Source organism: Bradyrhizobium sp. 1(2017) (genome assembly GCF_011602485.2).
Lineage (GTDB): Bacteria > Pseudomonadota > Alphaproteobacteria > Rhizobiales > Xanthobacteraceae > Bradyrhizobium.
Genome location: NZ_CP050022.2, coordinates 7154574 through 7170103, shown reverse-complemented (window position 1 = coordinate 7170103; position 15530 = coordinate 7154574). Strand labels below are relative to the sequence as shown.

Annotated in this window: 15 protein-coding genes and 1 pseudogene; 5 read left to right on the top strand and 11 right to left on the bottom strand. The window is 63.4% G+C overall.

Going from position 1 to position 15530, the window contains the following annotated elements; translation table 11 throughout:
• Nucleotides 1-5: 5 nt before the first annotated feature.
• Nucleotides 6-1643 carry an ABC transporter ATP-binding protein gene (locus HAP40_RS34030; protein WP_166813052.1) on the top strand — a complete coding sequence of 546 codons (1638 nt, stop codon included), beginning with the start codon at nucleotides 6-8 and terminating at the stop codon, nucleotides 1641-1643.
• Nucleotides 1644-1679: 36 nt separating this feature from the next.
• On the opposite strand, the gene HAP40_RS34025 is transcribed toward HAP40_RS34030, so the two are convergent.
• The 5 genes and pseudogenes from HAP40_RS34025 to HAP40_RS34005 form a co-directional block, all read right to left on the bottom strand.
• Nucleotides 1680-2621 (bottom strand): TorF family putative porin, encoded by a 942-nt coding sequence (locus HAP40_RS34025; protein ID WP_166813054.1) that lies wholly within the window; start codon nucleotides 2619-2621, stop codon nucleotides 1680-1682.
• A gap of 5 nt (nucleotides 2622-2626) precedes the next feature.
• Nucleotides 2627-3307, bottom strand: a complete 681-nt coding sequence (locus HAP40_RS34020; protein WP_166813056.1) for a VIT1/CCC1 transporter family protein — start codon at nucleotides 3305-3307, stop codon at nucleotides 2627-2629.
• Nucleotides 3308-3341: 34 nt separating this feature from the next.
• Complete coding sequence (locus tag HAP40_RS34015) at nucleotides 3342-3725, bottom strand: universal stress protein (protein ID WP_166813058.1); 384 nt, start codon at nucleotides 3723-3725, stop codon at nucleotides 3342-3344.
• A 132-nt stretch (nucleotides 3726-3857) separates the two neighbouring features.
• Nucleotides 3858-4219: pseudogene (locus HAP40_RS34010) on the bottom strand (C40 family peptidase); the annotation flags it as partial.
• 47 nt (nucleotides 4220-4266) lie between these two features.
• Nucleotides 4267-5295 (bottom strand): AraC family transcriptional regulator, encoded by a 1029-nt coding sequence (locus HAP40_RS34005; protein ID WP_166813060.1) that lies wholly within the window; start codon nucleotides 5293-5295, stop codon nucleotides 4267-4269.
• 851 nt (nucleotides 5296-6146) lie between these two features.
• Here HAP40_RS34005 and HAP40_RS34000 point away from each other — a divergent pair.
• Nucleotides 6147-7421 (top strand): OpgC domain-containing protein, encoded by a 1275-nt coding sequence (locus HAP40_RS34000; RefSeq protein ID WP_166813062.1) that lies wholly within the window; start codon nucleotides 6147-6149, stop codon nucleotides 7419-7421.
• 9 nt (nucleotides 7422-7430) lie between these two features.
• On the opposite strand, the gene HAP40_RS33995 is transcribed toward HAP40_RS34000, so the two are convergent.
• The 4 genes from HAP40_RS33995 to HAP40_RS33980 all read right to left on the bottom strand — a co-directional run bounded on the left by HAP40_RS33995 (nucleotide 7431) and on the right by HAP40_RS33980 (nucleotide 10421).
• Nucleotides 7431-7658 carry a hypothetical protein gene (locus HAP40_RS33995; protein WP_166813064.1) on the bottom strand — a complete coding sequence of 76 codons (228 nt, stop codon included), beginning with the start codon at nucleotides 7656-7658 and terminating at the stop codon, nucleotides 7431-7433.
• A gap of 37 nt (nucleotides 7659-7695) precedes the next feature.
• Nucleotides 7696-7977, bottom strand: a complete 282-nt coding sequence (locus HAP40_RS33990) for a hypothetical protein (RefSeq protein WP_166813066.1) — start codon at nucleotides 7975-7977, stop codon at nucleotides 7696-7698.
• Nucleotides 7978-8200: 223 nt separating this feature from the next.
• Nucleotides 8201-9055 (bottom strand): C40 family peptidase, encoded by an 855-nt coding sequence (locus HAP40_RS33985; protein ID WP_166813067.1) that lies wholly within the window; start codon nucleotides 9053-9055, stop codon nucleotides 8201-8203.
• Nucleotides 9048-10421, bottom strand: coding sequence for a leucyl aminopeptidase family protein (locus HAP40_RS33980; protein ID WP_166813069.1), 1374 nt, complete (start codon nucleotides 10419-10421; stop codon nucleotides 9048-9050). Before HAP40_RS33980 ends, HAP40_RS33985 begins: the two co-directional genes overlap by 8 nt.
• 202 nt (nucleotides 10422-10623) lie before the next feature.
• Between HAP40_RS33980 and HAP40_RS33975 the strand changes: the two genes are divergently transcribed.
• The 3 genes from HAP40_RS33975 to HAP40_RS33965 all read left to right on the top strand — a co-directional run bounded on the left by HAP40_RS33975 (nucleotide 10624) and on the right by HAP40_RS33965 (nucleotide 13505).
• Complete coding sequence (locus HAP40_RS33975) at nucleotides 10624-10827, top strand: hypothetical protein (RefSeq protein WP_166813071.1); 204 nt, start codon at nucleotides 10624-10626, stop codon at nucleotides 10825-10827.
• 257 nt (nucleotides 10828-11084) lie between these two features.
• Nucleotides 11085-12599, top strand: coding sequence for a metallophosphoesterase family protein (locus tag HAP40_RS33970; protein ID WP_166813073.1), 1515 nt, complete (start codon nucleotides 11085-11087; stop codon nucleotides 12597-12599).
• 93 nt (nucleotides 12600-12692) lie between these two features.
• A complete protein-coding gene (locus HAP40_RS33965; RefSeq protein WP_166813075.1) occupies nucleotides 12693-13505 on the top strand; it encodes a tetratricopeptide repeat protein in 813 nt (270 codons plus the stop codon).
• A gap of 58 nt (nucleotides 13506-13563) precedes the next feature.
• On the opposite strand, the gene HAP40_RS33960 is transcribed toward HAP40_RS33965, so the two are convergent.
• Nucleotides 13564-14538: a type II secretion system F family protein gene (locus HAP40_RS33960; RefSeq protein ID WP_166813077.1), complete on the bottom strand. Its 975-nt coding sequence runs from the start codon at nucleotides 14536-14538 to the stop codon at nucleotides 13564-13566.
• Between the two features lie 9 nt (nucleotides 14539-14547).
• Nucleotides 14548-15525: a type II secretion system F family protein gene (locus tag HAP40_RS33955; RefSeq protein WP_166813079.1), complete on the bottom strand. Its 978-nt coding sequence runs from the start codon at nucleotides 15523-15525 to the stop codon at nucleotides 14548-14550.
• Nucleotides 15526-15530: the final 5 nt, after the last annotated feature.

Genomic DNA, 15530 nt, shown 5'->3' with positions numbered 1-15530 from the left:
GCGTGATGGACGCGATCAACCAGCCTCTGCTTGCCGTGCGCGATCTCTCGGTGGCCTTCCATCAGGGCGGCGGCACCACGCTCGCGGTCGACAAGGTCTCGTTCCAGATCAAGCGCGGCGAATGCGTCGCGCTGGTTGGCGAGTCCGGCTCCGGCAAGTCGGTCAGCGCGCTCTCGATCCTGAAGCTGTTACCCTATCCGAACGCCTCGCATCCCTCGGGAAGCATCCGCTTCAAGGGACAGGAGCTGATCGATAGGTCGGAGCAGCAGATGCGGGAGATTCGCGGCAGCGACATCTCCATCATCTTCCAGGAGCCGATGACCTCGCTCAATCCGCTGCACACGATCGAGGCGCAGATCGGCGAGATCATCCAGCTGCACAATCCGACCAGCAATGCGCAGGCGCGCAAGCGGACGCTGGAGCTTTTGACCCAGGTCGGCATCCCCGAGCCCGAGACGCGGCTGAACAGCTATCCGCACCAGCTCTCCGGCGGCCAGCGCCAGCGGGTGATGATCGCGATGGCGCTCGCCAACGAGCCGGACCTCTTGATCGCGGACGAGCCGACCACGGCGCTCGACGTCACCGTGCAGGCGCAGATCCTGGCGCTGCTCGCCGAGATCCGTTCGCGGCTCGGCATGAGCCTGCTCTTCATCACCCACGATCTCGGCATCGTGCGCCGCATCGCCGACACCGTCTGCGTCATGAAAAACGGCGAGATCGTCGAGCAGGGGCCGGTCGAGCAGGTCTTCAAGACCCCGAAACATCCCTATACGCGCGACCTGCTCGCGGCGGAGCCGAAGCCGGATCCTGCGCCGCCGCAGCCGGATGCGCCCGTGGTGATGTCGGCCAATGATCTGAAGGTCTGGTTCCCGATCAAGCGCGGCTTGATGCGCAAGACGGTCGGTCACATCAAGGCGGTCGATGGCGTCAGCGTCGCCGTGCGCAAGGGCGAGACTCTGGGCGTCGTCGGCGAGTCCGGCTCGGGCAAGACCACGCTGGGCCTCGCGCTGATACGATTGATTTCGTCGAATGGGCGGATCGTGTTCCTCGGCAAGGACATCCAGGGTCTGCGCTTCAAGGAGATGCGGCCGTTCCGGCGCGACATGCAGATCGTGTTCCAGGACCCCTTCGGCTCGCTCTCGCCGCGCATGTCGGTCGCCGACATCATCGCCGAAGGGCTCTCCGTGCACCAGCCGGGCCTGTCGCACGAGGAGCGCGAGGCGCGCGTCGTCAAGGCGCTGGAGGACGTCGGACTGAAGCCGGAGACGCGGTACCGTTACCCGCATGAATTCTCCGGCGGCCAGCGCCAGCGCATCAGCATCGCGCGCGCTGCGGTGCTGGAGCCGGATTTCGTCGTGCTGGACGAGCCGACCAGCGCGCTAGACATGCTGTTCCAGGCGCAGATGGTCGATCTGTTGCGCGAGCTCCAGCGCAAGCGCGATCTCACCTACATGTTCATCTCGCACGATCTGCGCGTCGTCGCCTCGCTCGCCAGCCATCTCATCGTGATGCGCGGCGGCAAGGTGGTCGAGGAGGGCCAGGCCGCCGATCTCTTCAAGAACCCGAAGACGGATTACACGCGCGCGCTGTTCGCGGCGGCATTCCGGCTGGAGACGGCCGGGAACGGGTCGGTGGCGACCTAGCTTCTGCGGTTGTGTTGGATCGCTCGCGGGCAAGAGCTAGTTGAACGCGAACCAGGCCTTGGCAACGAATGTCGCGCCGCACCAGTTCGAGACGAGGCCCTCGGGGTTGGTGATAGGATTCATGCGGCCGCCTGATCGCGCATTTGGATCACCCGTAAAGACGAAGCAGTTTTCCTTCGACAGATTGGTATCGTAATAGCGCAGATCGAGATTGAAGGCCTTGTGGGTGAAGGTCACGCCCGCCTGCCAGTTGAGATAGGCCGGCAACGGGAAGCCACCGAGTTGCGCGGCCTGATTTCCGAACCAGGAATAGCCGGCAGCAGCCGTGAAGGACACGGCCAGGTTTTGCAGCAGCAACTGGCCGGGGACATCATAACCGATACCGGCCGCAGCGTACTGGCTCCACGCACCGGTGTTCGAGACGTTCGGAGAATAGGCGTAGCCGGCCGCGATGCGGATCTGCTCGCCGATGTGACGATCGCCGCGGATCACCGCCTCCCAATAGTTGATGCCGTTGGTCTCGCCAGGAAGCCTTTCGCCGGGATAGGCGAAATAAGTGATGCCGAGATCGAAGTCGGTGTTTGCGATCTTCGGACGGATTCCGCCGGCGAAGGTGAGCTCGCCCGCCGGCTGGGTCGGCAGCTTGACGGTGGCCGCTGTCATTCCACCGTAGAGCGCGCCGAAGCGCGCCTCGAAGGCCGCACCGACCGCCGGCCCATGATCGGACAGTGTGGTCCCGCGATAGATGTAGTCGGATGCAACGCCCGCGCGGGCACTGAATTCGAGCTCGGTTGTCGAGGGTTCACGGTTGGTATCGGCGGCCGACCATCCGCGGTTGCCAAGACCGATCGCGCCGACTGGACTTGGGAGACCGGCCTGCGCCAGAGCACCGGTCGTGGGTGCAAGCCACAACCCGGCCAGCGCAGCGCATGAGGCATCGCGTAACCGCCGAACCAATGTTGCGTCCCACGGCTTCACTGTCGCTATCCTCCGAGAACCACCGCGACGCCAACCAACGCACCACCAAGGGCCACCATCGCAAGACCTGCCGCCCAAGGCCGTAGCCCGCTTTGAATTCCGAACACGTAACCGCAGCAGAATAGCATCACGATGGCAACGGCGTAGGAGGCGCGTAGCGCCATTCTGGCGTCGCTCAGGAAGATAAACGGGACGACCACCGGGAAGGTCGAGACGAAGCTTAGCAGGCAAAGGCCGAAAGCCCCGGTCCAATCGCGCCTGCTCAAGCTGACGCGGCGAGACGGCACGGGCAATTGCCGCAACTTCTGTCGCATTGCTTCCAATTGCTGCGCAGGCAGAAACGCCGCCAATTCCGGTGGCAGGGCGTCGGCGATCACGCGACGCGCCGTCTCGGAATCCGGCGCCTGCCGCACCGCGTGGAGAATTCGAACCTTGCCGCCGCGGCTGTTGATCCGGCCCAGCAGATAAAGACCGCCGTCGACGATGCCCCAGGCAAGGTTGCAGCCGAGCACGCCGATCAGCATGGTCTGAAGATTGATATTGGATCCCGTCGCGATGCCGAGCGAGCAGATGAAGGTAAGTGCCATGATCAGGCCGAACAGGGTCTCCGAGATCCGCTCCATTGGATCCAGCACGCCACCGAACGGAGAATCTGAAGCGTCCGGCATCCTGTTCACAAGCCCCATGACCTGATGGTGCTGGATCGAGCGGTCCGCATGTTCATCGGCAGACCAGCACGGGGATTGTCGCGTAGGTCAGCACCTTGTTTGTCACACTTCCGATGAGAAGCGTCGAAAGCCCGCTGCGGCCGTGCCATGACATCACAATGAGATCGCAGCCTTTGTCCTCCGCTGCTGCGACGATGGCTTGGTCAGGCTGGCCGTGCTCCACCTGGATTGTGTCGTAGCTTACGCCGGCCTCCCTGGCCGCCCTCTCTGCGCGATCCAGCACACTCGCAAAATCGCCGGTAACAGCAAGCAGCGGTTCCACAACATAGATGAGAGATACCTTCGCGCCCTCGGATTTGGCCAAGGCCAATCCATGCGCCACCCCGCGCTGCGCCAGCTCGGAGCCATCTGTCGGAATGAGAATATGCCGATACATGCCCCACCTTCCGATCGCCCGGACGTATCGCCGGCTTGCGAAGGTAAGCTGGGTCCGCATTTCGGGCGGAGCTTGAGATAGATCAATCCAACGCTCGCCGGGACGCGGACCGGCAATTTGACGGGCGTGCGCCTAAAGCCGCTCGATCACGACGACGTCGCTGCCCGGGGCCTTGATCCGTGCGATCGCCGGCTCGATCGGCTCGATCACCGTCGCCATGTGATGCGCATTGGCGTGGACCATGGTGCCGGCGTCGCGGACGATGGCGACATGCCTTTCCAGAAGATCAGATCGCCGCGTTGCAGCTTGTCTCGTTCATGTGAATCCAGCGCGCGGCCGAGGCCCGCCTGCTGCATGTCGCTGTCGCACGGACAGCCGATGCCGGCCGCGGTCAACGAGACCTGCACCAGGCCCGAGCAATCGATGCCGAGGCTGCTCTTGCCGCCCCAGAGATAGGGCGTGCCGACGAAGCGTTCGGCAACAGTGACGAAATCCAGCCCGAGGCGCACAAGTCAACGTCGGAAAACAGCGACCCAATCCGTCATTCGGCAGTGGCATCCCGCGCGTGCCGTTCATGTTCAGAGGCACGCGGCTCACCGGAATCTCTTCTGGCGTAACGCACGCCGCGCGGCGAATCGCCGAAGCGAGCCCGGAACAAGCGATTGAAATGCGAAACATCCGAGAAGCCGACTTCCAGAGCAATATCGGAAATTCGCTGCGCGCTGAGGCGCGCCTCGGTCAGCAGCTTGAGCGCAAGCTGGAGGCGCAGCTCATTCACGTGTCCGGTAAACGATGAGCCTGACGACGCCATCAGGCGCTGTAGATAGCGAGGTGAGATGCCTTGGCGACGCGCGACCGCCTCGACCCTAAGTCCCGGGTCCTGAAAGTGTGTCGCGATGTAGTCGAGTACGGCGCTGTGGCGCGCGGCGACGACGGCACTCGCGTCGCTATCGCCCAAGGGGGCGCACTCGCCGACGGCGAGGGCGGTGAGATCATAGATGTGAGCTACGACCGCATCACGCAGCTTGGGTGTGGCCAGAGCGCCCTCCTTGAATGCCGACTTGAGGTAAGCCATGAGAAGACGGAGCGCTTCAGTTCGCTGGGGAATCAGCCGCATCGCCAGGCTTTCGATGTCCGCCACGCGCTGCGCAAGCGTGTCGCGCGGCACCGCCAGACCGAACAGCAGTCCGTCGACGTAGGTGACGGTGGCGGGCTCCGAATGCAGAATCGCGAGTGCGTCGCCCCCGCAAAGCTCAATCTCCCGCCCACGCTGCGACAGCTGACTTCTGTTGGGTAAGCAGACGATGAGCCCGATCGAGTCATCGCCATCGGCAAGGCTCGCCTTCAAGCGCTTGAAACGCATGGACGTGCCTTTCAGTGCGAGCGTGCGCAAACCCCGGCTCGCCTGCAGGGTTGCGTCGGCGTGAAACGGAGCACTCGATAAGGGCTCGATGTCGGCGTGGACAATCCCGCGCACAAAGCTCTCGCGCCATAGCGGAAGTCGCAGCCGCTCCGGAAGTTCGCGCGTTGAGAATCTGTGCGATATAAAATCGGCTGCGTCCATAGACATGAGGGACCTCCAGCCTTGATAAAACGTCGGGTTGAAACGCTGCGTCGTTGCTGTCGGTATCCGCATTTTGCAATTCGCGCACCAGCCGTCTTCGCAAGGTACGCAGAACTCCAAGAACTTACATTCCTCGTTTGCTAGTCTCATTCACCTGTGATGGATGCTGATGTGAACTAGCTCACGTGCCGCCCAAAAAATTACGCCAATAGTGGTTTCGAAATTCGCGGCGAGAAAATCTCCTTTAAGAGGAGTCAATCGTGATAGGTCTATTTCTGATTGCCGCCATCGCCTTCGGTTTGAACGTCCCTGGCGGAGTGAAAGCGCAAATCCAGCTTTACGACGTCATTCGCGCTTGGTCGAACTCAACGACCCGCGGTGCGGACTGTTCTGCAGCACTGGGTGTTCTCTGATAGCGATTTCGTGTCGGGCTTCGTCATCAGAGTTTGCCGGACACAAATGACTTCCGGCGTCGTTCGTCTTACCGCCGGTTGAAATGGCCGAGATTTATCGCGGGGCAGCGGTGATGATCAAGCGAGGGTTCGATCATGTTCACCATAGTAGACATACTTTACCGTGAGTACTGCCGCGCCCGTCTCACCGAAATGCGAAAGCAGCTTTTGATACCCGTTACCGGCGGCGACATCCTGGAAGCGCCATGGGAGACGGGTGATCCGTCCGATGCCGGCGATCAGAGTGGCGGCTGGACGACGAAAGAACCCCAGCCATCGGGCAGTTGGAGCGCGTAACCGCATCGTTCGGTCGGAGACTCGCTCGGCCGCCCAAGCTCCGGAGCATCCGAGCGTCTCATTGACCTATCCGATGAGGGTGTCCGCAGACGCCGGGCAGGTCAGCAGATGCATGATAGAGTTCGCACCTCAAAGCGGTTGATCGGCGAAACTCCGCCGGAGTTCCGGGCCGATGGCCGCGACCTGCGCATCGATATTTGTCGGGGGCTCGCGCTGTGGTGGATATTTCTTGACCATGTTCCGAACAACATCGGAAGCTGGCTGACACCGCGCAACTACGGCTTCTGCGATGCTGCCGAGATATTCATGTTCGTCTCGGGCGTGACCTGTGCGCTGGCCTACGGCAGGGCACGGCAGCGCGAGGGCTGGAGCGGCACGATCGGCCGTTCCCTGCGACGGGGATGGGACATCTACGCCGCGTTTCTGCTGCTCACGCTTGCCTGCGCCGTCCTCGTCTACCTCGCGGGCAGCGATGACCTTGCCGACGAGAGCAATACGCGAGTTCTCCTCGAGAATCCTGGGCCGACGCTGGCGCACGCTGCAATCCTGCAATACCGCCCCGTCAACACCGACGTCTTGCCAGTTTTCTTGATGTTTCACGTGTTGTTCGCGCCACTGCTGTGGCTGTTGTTGCGAGCACCAAACGTGACGCTTGGAGTCTCGTTCCTGCTCTATGCACTCGTGCATGCATTCGGATGGAGTGTTCCAGCCTGGCCCAACGGCGTCTGGTTCTTCAATCCGCTCGCTTGGCAGCTTCTCTTCGTGCTGGGTGCGTGGTGTGTCATCGCGGGAGAAACGATCCGACCCTGGGTGATGTCGCGCACGGTGCTTGCTCTTGCTGCACTCTATCTGGCTTCCAGCTTGGTTCTTGCGCTGAGTTGGGGCATCAAGCCGCCGGTTCAGCAATCCTTGACGGCTCTGCTGTTTCCGCAGGACAAGTCCAACCTTAGTCCGTTGCGGGTGCTGCATTTTCTGGCCCTTGCAATCGTGGTGTTGCGACTCATTCCAAGGAATTGGCGCGGACTATCGGCGCCGGCGCTGCGCTACGCGAGGTTTTGTGGTGAGAACTCGTTGCCGATCTATTGTCTGGGCGTGCTCCTGGCGCTTGCCGGCCACCTTGCGCTGCTCGACATCTCGGAGGGGCTCACGATGCAGATCGTGGTCAGCATTGCCGGGATACTGATGATGATTTTCGTCGCGAGGCTTCTGAACACGATCAACAACAAGCTGGCGACGGCCCCCGCTGGCGCTCCCGATCGAGAAGGTCGGGCCGGCTTTCTCAAGATGTCGGGCGGGTGGAACTCTTTCGCCCAAGAGCGGCGTGTGGCCATTTCGGCCCCAACGTCGCCTTCCGAGAGGAAAGCCGGCGCGACGCATTCATGATCAGTCGATCTACGCGGCGCGGTCCTTGTCTGAAAGTTCCTCGCGCGTGGTCGCAGTTTCTTCCAGCCGCTTTTCGTAACTGGCCTCGAGCCTTTCGATGCTATCAGCCCACATCCTCAGCATCGAGACCTGAAAGTGCATCATCGGCTTCAAGGCGTTCATGCCGATTGCTGTCGCTGCGGCGATGCGCCGTTGCGGGTCGCGCGCGAAACGGTCTGCATTGGTATTGTCTGCCATGCTGTTCGCTCCTTCGCCCTGGTGTTATTGCCTAAAGCTACCGGTCGGGTTGTGAATTGCTTGCTTCCAAACATTCGGCCAAAGCCTGATCTGCCGCGAGTCTTGCGCATCGGTCGTCATGCAGTTCGTCCAGCTTTTTCAAGTAGGCGACTGCGGCTATTTGCAAGAGATTGAAATCATCCTCGCCGGTATCGCGAAGATTGGAGATGTAGCGGTGGAGGGCGGAACGCCGGTTGTCATTTTCGCTGATGCCGCTGTGACGCAGCAAGTAGTTTCGCCAAGCGAACGCACACGCGCCTTCTCTGGCCTGAGAACTCATGGGGCACCTCCCAAAGGCAGAGAAAGACTGACGCCGCGTTTCGTTCCGCAGATCTCCTCAGATGTAACGTTGTTCCGTAGCCGCGCCGCAAGGTGCCCATTTGCCGGGGGCGCGGGTGCCCTTTCGCAGAAAATGAAGGGTTCCATTTCCCTCAGCAATCGCGTCCGAAACCTGTTCGGATACCGGGAACAGGGTCGTGTTTACGATCCGCTCGACCCAGGCCCTACAGCCGCTTGATCACGACGACGTCGCTGCCCGCGGCCCTGATCCGTGCGATCGCCAACTCGATCGGCTCGATCACCGTGGCCATATGATACGCATTGGCATGGACCATCGTGCTGGCATCGCGCACGATCGCGACGTGGCCCTTCCAGAAGATCAGGTCGCCGCGCCGCAAGCTGCCCCGCTCATGCGGCTCCAGCGCGCGGCCGAGCCCGGCCTGCTGCATGTCGCTGTCGCGCGGGCAGCCGATGCCTGAAGATGTTAGCGAGACCTGCACCAGACCGGAGCAGTCGATGCCGAGACTGCTCTTGCCGCCCCAGAGATAGGGCGTGCCGACGAAGCGCTCGGCGATGGTGACGAAATCCGGCTCGCGATGATCCAGCGGCGCGAGATGCGCCGTCGGCACGAACGTGATGTCACGCGTCACTGCGAAGGCCCCATCCTCGCACCCGATCGTGAGCTTTGATCCCAGCACCAGCGTGTCCACCGGCGGCAGCTTGATCGAGGGACCGGGAAAGACAAACGTCCGCAGCGCGCTGACGACGTGGGTCGGCGCCGCCGCGGGGCGCGCCAGCGCTGCGTCGGGAAGCCAGCCGACATAGCCGTCGCCATTGAGCTGGCCCCAGGCCCAACCTTCGCCGTTGCGGTCGTAGATGGTGACACGCTCGCCGCGCAGCGCCTCGGTCATCAGCATCGCGTCCGAGGATGGCTGCTCGCGCATCGGCGCGACCGCCTCGATCACCTCGAATTCCTCGCCGGCGACGAAGCGATCCGCCTCGACCTTGCCTTCGAGATATTTCGCGGCGATGTCGCCTCGCGCCGCCGTCAGCCGCGGATCGTATCCTGGATCATGCATAGCGTTGGCTCAGGAGTGCGTAGATGGCCCGCGCAGCCTGGCACTCGCCGCCTTCGGGCCGCGCCGGCTTCGCCGACGGCGTCCAGCCATAGATGTCGACATGCAGCCAGCTCCCGGCGTGCTCGACGAAGCGCTGCAGGAACAGCGCGCAGGTGATCGAGCCGGCAAAGCCGCCCGATGGGGCATTGGTGATTGTCGCCGTCTTGGAATCCAGCCAGGCATCGTAAGGCGGCCACAGCGGCATGCGCCACAACGGATCGTTCTCCTTCGCCGCGCAACGCGCGACGTCGGCGGCCAGTGTTTCATCATTGGTGTAAAAGGGCGGCAGATCCGGCCCCAGCGCGACGCGCGCGGCGCCGGTCAGCGTGCCCAGATCGATCAGCAGGTCGGGCTTCTCCTCGTCGGCGAGCGCCAGAGCATCGGCGAGCACGAGCCGGCCTTCGGCGTCGGTGTTGCCGATCTCGACCGTGATGCCCTTGCGCGAGGTGAAGATGTCGAGCGGACGGAAGGCATTGCCGGCGACCGCGTTCTCGACGGCCGGGATCAGCACGCGCAGCCGCACTTTCAGCCTCGCATCCATCACCATGCGCGCGAGCGCCAGCACGTTGGCGGCACCACCCATGTCCTTCTTCATGATCAGCATGCCGCTCGACGGCTTCAGGTCGAGCCCGCCGGTGTCGAAGCAGACGCCCTTGCCGACCAGCGTCACCTTGGGATGACCAGGATCGCCCCAGCCGATGTCGATCAGCCGCGGTGCGCGGCTGGAGGCCATGCCGACGGCGTGGATCAGCGGAAAATTCGTCTTCAGGTCTTCACCGATGGTGCAGGCGAAGCTCGCGCCGAACTCGGCGGCGAGCGCCTGCGCGGCCGCGGCGAGATCCTCCGGTCCCATGTCGTTGGCCGGTGTGTTGATGAGGTCGCGCGCCAGCATCGACGCATCTGCCATGCGATCGATCTCGGTCGCGTCGACGCCGTCAGGCGGCACCAGCCGGACGTCGGGCCTGTCGGCCTTGCGGTAGCGGGCGAAACGATAGCTGCCGAGCGCGAAGGCGAGTGCCGCCAACCGCGCATCGTGCGGCGCATTGGCGAAGCGATAGGTGCCGGGCGGCAGCAGGCCGGGCAGGGCGCCCGGCCGGAACGGGTCGCGCGATCTGGCGCCCTCGTCCTCGAGGCCGAACAGCACCTGCGCAATCGCGCCGTCCGGGGCGGGCAGCGCCAGATAGCCGCCGGGCCTGGCGGCAAAGGCGTTCGCAGTGGCGAACTGACGTTGCGCCGGCGGCAGCGTCTCGGCGACCTGATCCCAGCTCGATTTGGTGACGAAGATGATCGGGATGGCGGTGGGCGACGTCTCGAAGACAGAAGGCATTGGCGGGTCCGGATCGTCAGATCAAGCAGGTCGTGCGAACGGACGAGACTTCGCAGAGTTTCGCCGCCGCTGCAATCGGCTTTGCCGTCACCGCCGGGTGAGCCGCTACTCGCAGCATGGGGGTCATGCTAGGTTCCGAGGGTGGCCGCGCGACTGTGAGATTGCCGGCGACCGGAGACGAAGCCTGCCGGGAGGACTCACGATGGAATTTGCGTGGAGCGTGGTCATATTCGTCGGCCAGGCCATCGAGGCGGTGTTCGGCTATGTCGAGCATCATCATTGGATCTTCGCGTTCCTGGCCGGAGGTTATGTCTTCTATCTCCACGACCGCTCCGTGCACGCGCGGTTCGATGCGCTCGACAAGCGGGTTGATGAAATCCGCAAGCGGCTTGCCATCGAATATTGACAGGGCGTGCCGAAACCGCCGCCGGGCAGATCTCGTATCTCATTGGAACCGCCGGTCACGCGATCGCAGTGCAGGACTTTACTAGCGCTGTGGTTGTGTCATTATCAGCAGATATTTTAGATTGTCTCGTGCCGTTCTGCACCCATTGATGGCAGCACGCGGCGGCACGCGGTCGGACATTGGCCTGATCTTGTTCTCTTGAAAAGCATTTCTCCCATCGCGTGAGCGGCGCAGCATTCGCAAATGAGCGGCGCATAATGGATAGATCGTTCGTCATTGCGCAGATTTCCGACCTGCATCTGGACGGATCAGGCCGACTGCTTGCGTCGATCGAGGTGCTCAATGCCGCTCTCCGGGAGAGGATGGCGGCGTTCGCCGACGTTCCCGACCGCATCCTGCTGATCACAGGCGACCTCGTGGACGATCCGACGCCGCGCGCGCTCGACGAAGCGCTCGCGGTCATCGCGTCCCTCCGGCAGACCGGACTGTTCACGGACATCCAGGCCGTTGCCGGCAATCACGACGTCAAGCGGCCGAGCCAGCGCGCGGGCCGTCACGACGTTTATGACTATTTGCATCTGCCGCGGACCTCGAAGAGCGTCTACTACCGCCAGGCCGGTCTTGATCTGGTGCTGCTGGATTCCAACCGCGCCAGTCTCTCGGCGTTCGCGAGCGGCAATATCGACGAGAGCAATTACAAGGCGATGGTCACCGATTCAGCCCGGTTGAGCGTCGAGCTCGCAGGCAGTCTCGGCTCGGCTGGACGCGCCGACTACGCCGAACCGGTGGAAAACCTGGTCCGCGTGCTGGCGCTGCACCATCATCCGCTGCCGCAGGCGACTGGCGAAGGAAAGCGGTTTCTCGGCGTGCCCGACGAGCCGCTGATGTATCTGGCGGCGCCCGCGACCTTCCTCGAGGCGGCGACGTCACTCAATGTCAATCTGATCCTGCACGGTCACCGGCATGTCGAGGGACTGACGCGTTATTCGATTCCCGATCCGCGTGCCACCTCGCGCGAAGGCGGTGAAGGGTTCTGGCGCACGATCTACGTGCTCTCCTGCCCGTCCTCGACCGGACAGGGCGGCGACGATGCCGGCTTCAACATCATCCGTCTCGCTCCCACCTCTCGTGACGGCTGCACGGAGCACCATTTCGCGATCACCCGCTATTCGCGGTCGCGCAACGACGGCGCGTTCCGGCCGCTCGATTCAAACCTGCCCGACGGCACCATCAGGCTGCCGGCAGGACGGGACTTTTCTCGCGACCCCGCGGTTCAGGTGGCCATCGAGATCGGTTCGTGCGCCGCGCTGAAGCGCGATCAGGCTGCGGCGCTCACCCGCCGGCTGTTCATGCGCCGAAGCTTCTATGACGAAGCCGAGCCGAATTGGGCGAATGCGCTCTACACCTACATCGTCTCGTCGCATGTCTGGATGAACCTCGAAGGCAAGCTCGCAAGGTCGGGGTCGAGGCCCGCCATCGAAGCGCCGGTCGGGGTGAGCGCGCTGCTCGATCGATTGATCGCGCTTTCCGCCGACCTGCTCGGCATCGATCCCGTCCAGCTCGAAGAGCTCCGCGACAGGCGCTTGATCAATGGCGCTGATCTCCTGCGCCAACTGCCGAAGCAGCCGCGCGAGGCCATCGACATTCAGCTCCAGGCGCGGCTGAGAGTGGAATTGCTGCGGGACCTGAACGAGAGCGTGAAGGTGCTCGGGCTCGATCTCGGGCTCGATCTCGGCCTTGGCGGCGAAGCGCCGCCGCAGGTGCCGCAATGAAGGGCAGGTGGGCTGACGTTAACCGGCCGTTAGGGTTAACAGTCTATTGCTGGCGCGTGCGGCTCGATCAATCGGCTCGAGAGTCAAAGCGTCATGCGTCAACGGTTCAGTTTCGCCCGGCTTCTTGCGTCCACCTCGCTGGTCGCGGCGGTGGCCATGGGCCTCGGCGGCTGCACGGGCATGTCAAAGCTCTCCGACGTCACGGGCTCGATCGGGCCGCGTGCGGAAGCCGCTCCCATCGATCCCGCGCGCGCCACCGAAGTCTATGGCGAGCGCTATCGCGCCAACCCCAAGGATGCTGACGCCGCGCTGGCCTATGGCCAGGCCTTGCGCGCCAATGGCCAGCGTGCCCAGGCCGCCGCCGTGCTCGAGCAGGCGACCATCGCCAATCCCGGCAACAAGGCGCTGCTCGCCCAGTATGGCCGCGCGCTCTCCGACAACGGCAATTTCCAGCAGGCTTTCGACGTGCTGTCGAAGGCGCATTCGCCAGACAATCCCGACTGGCGCCTGCTCTCCGTGCAGGGCACCGCGCTCGATCAGATGGGCCGCCACGACGAGGCGCGCTCCTATTACGCGAGCGCGCTGAAGCTCGCGCCCGGTGATCCCGGGGTGCTCTCCAATCTCGGCCTGTCCTACATGTTGACGAGGAATCTGCCCAAAGCCGAAGAGGCATTGCGGCAGGCCTATGCGTCGCCGCGCGCGAGCGCCCGGGTGCGGCAGAATCTCGCTCTGGTCGTCGGTCTCCAGGGCCGCTTTGCCGAGGCCGAGACCATCGTGAAAGCGGACCTGCCACCGGACCAGGCCGCAGCCAACGTCGCCTACCTCAAGGAGATGCTGAACCGCAACGACGCCCCGCACGGCGTCTCGAAGCGGACGCCGGTCGCCTCGCTCAGCCAGCCCGACTGATCGGCCTGATCTTTGGAAGCTCGAGCTCGCCGGCCGACTGCGCCCGTGAGCTCTCGCGTCAATGCAGTTCGGTGATCTTGATGCCGGTCGGTCCGAGAATGACGACGAACAGCACCGGCAGGAAGAACAGGATCATCGGCACCGTCAGCTTCGGCGGCAGCGCAGCGGCCTTCTTCTCGGCCTCGTTCATGCGCATGTCGCGGTTTTCCTGCGCCATGACGCGCAGGGAATGCCCGAGCGGCGTGCCGTAGCGCTCCGCCTGCTGAAGCGCAAGACACACCGACTTGACGCCTTCGAGCCCGGTGCGCCGCGCCAGATTCTCATAGGCCATCTTGCGGTCCTGCAAGTAGGACAGCTCGGCCGTGGTCAGCGCGAACTCCTCCGACAGCGCAATGGACTGGCCGACGATCTCGGTGGCGACCTTCCGGAACGCCATTTCGACCGACATGCCGGATTCGATACAGATCAGCAGCAGGTCGAGTGCATCGGGAAAAGCGCGCTTGATCGAGAGCTGGCGCTTGGAGATCGCGTTCTTGAGGAACAGCATTGGCGCCTGGAGGCCGAGATAGGCGGCGCCGACGCAGATACCGATCTTGATCGGCATCGACTGCTCCATATGCGCGATCAGGAAGACGTAGATGGCGGCGCCGATGAAGAGCCCGATCGGAGCGACCATGCGGGCAAACAGGAAGGTGATGTAGGGGGCCTGGCCGCGATAGCCCGCCATGATGAGCTTGTCGCGGGCGGCTTCCTGCGCGAGCCATTTGGTGAGGTTGAAGTCCTCGACCACTTTGGAGACGAGCTGCTTCGGGGTCTGGCGCAGCGAGACCTTCTCGTTCTTGTTCAGGCGCTCGCGCTCGCGCTGCCGCAGGCGCTCACGCTCGCTGGCCACGGCCTTCATGCGCTTGGAGAGTCCCTCGCCGGCAAACAAAGGCATCACCAGCGTATAGACGGTGGCGCTGGCGGCGATGGCCGCCAGCAGCATGGTCATGAAGCGGACGTCATGTAGCTTCGAAACGAGAAACTCGACCATACGGCACCGTCAAAAATCGAAGTTGATCATCTTCTTCATCACCATGATGCCGATCGACATCCAGATGACGCAGCCGACCAGCATGAGCTGGCCGGTGGGATGAGTCCAAAGCAGCGAGATGTAGTGCGGCGTCGTGAGATAGACGAGGAACATCACGATCGGCGGCAGCGAGCCGATGATGCCGGCCGAGGCCTTGGCCTCCATCGACATCGCCTGGATCTTCTCCTTCATCTTCTTGCGGTCGCGCAGCACCTTGGAGAGGTTGCCGAGCGCTTCGGAGAGGTTGCCACCCGACTTCTGCTGGATCGAGATCACGATGCCGAAGAAGTTCGCCTCCGGCAGCGGCATGCGGTCATAGAGCCGCGAGCAGGCCTCGCCGAGCGGCATGCCGATCGCCTGCGTCTCGATGATCTGGAGGAATTCGCTGCGCAGCGGCTCCGGCGCATCGGCCGCGACGACCTTGATCGATTCAAACAGCGGCAAGCCCGCCTTGATGCCGCGCACGATCACGTCGACCGCATCCGGTAGCGCCGCCAGGAACTTGGTCTCGCGGCGCTTCTTCAGGAAGCTTAGTGCCCAGCGCGGCAGGCCGAAACCGCCGGCAAAGGCAAGCCCGGCGGCGCCCAGCAAGCCGCCTCCGACGAACATTGCAGCGGCGAACAGCACGCCTGCCACGACGGCGGACACGACCCAGAATTTCTGCGGGGTCCAGTCGAGCCCTGCCTGCGAGATGCGGACGCTGAGCGGAACGCTCTTCTCTTGCTGACGCCGTGCCTCGAGATCCTTGAGCGACGTCTCGACCTGCTCACGGCGCGATCGTTGGCTCTTCTCGGTCTGCTTGGCCGCGGGCGCGTCGGCACGCGAGATCGAGGCGCGACGGCTTTCGGCCTTCCGCTCTCCGGACAGGAGTGGATAGAGGAAGACCCAGGCGATGCCGCCGACGGCGGCGGTGGCAAGGAAGGCGAGGGCGAGGACCTGCATGTTCATGGCGA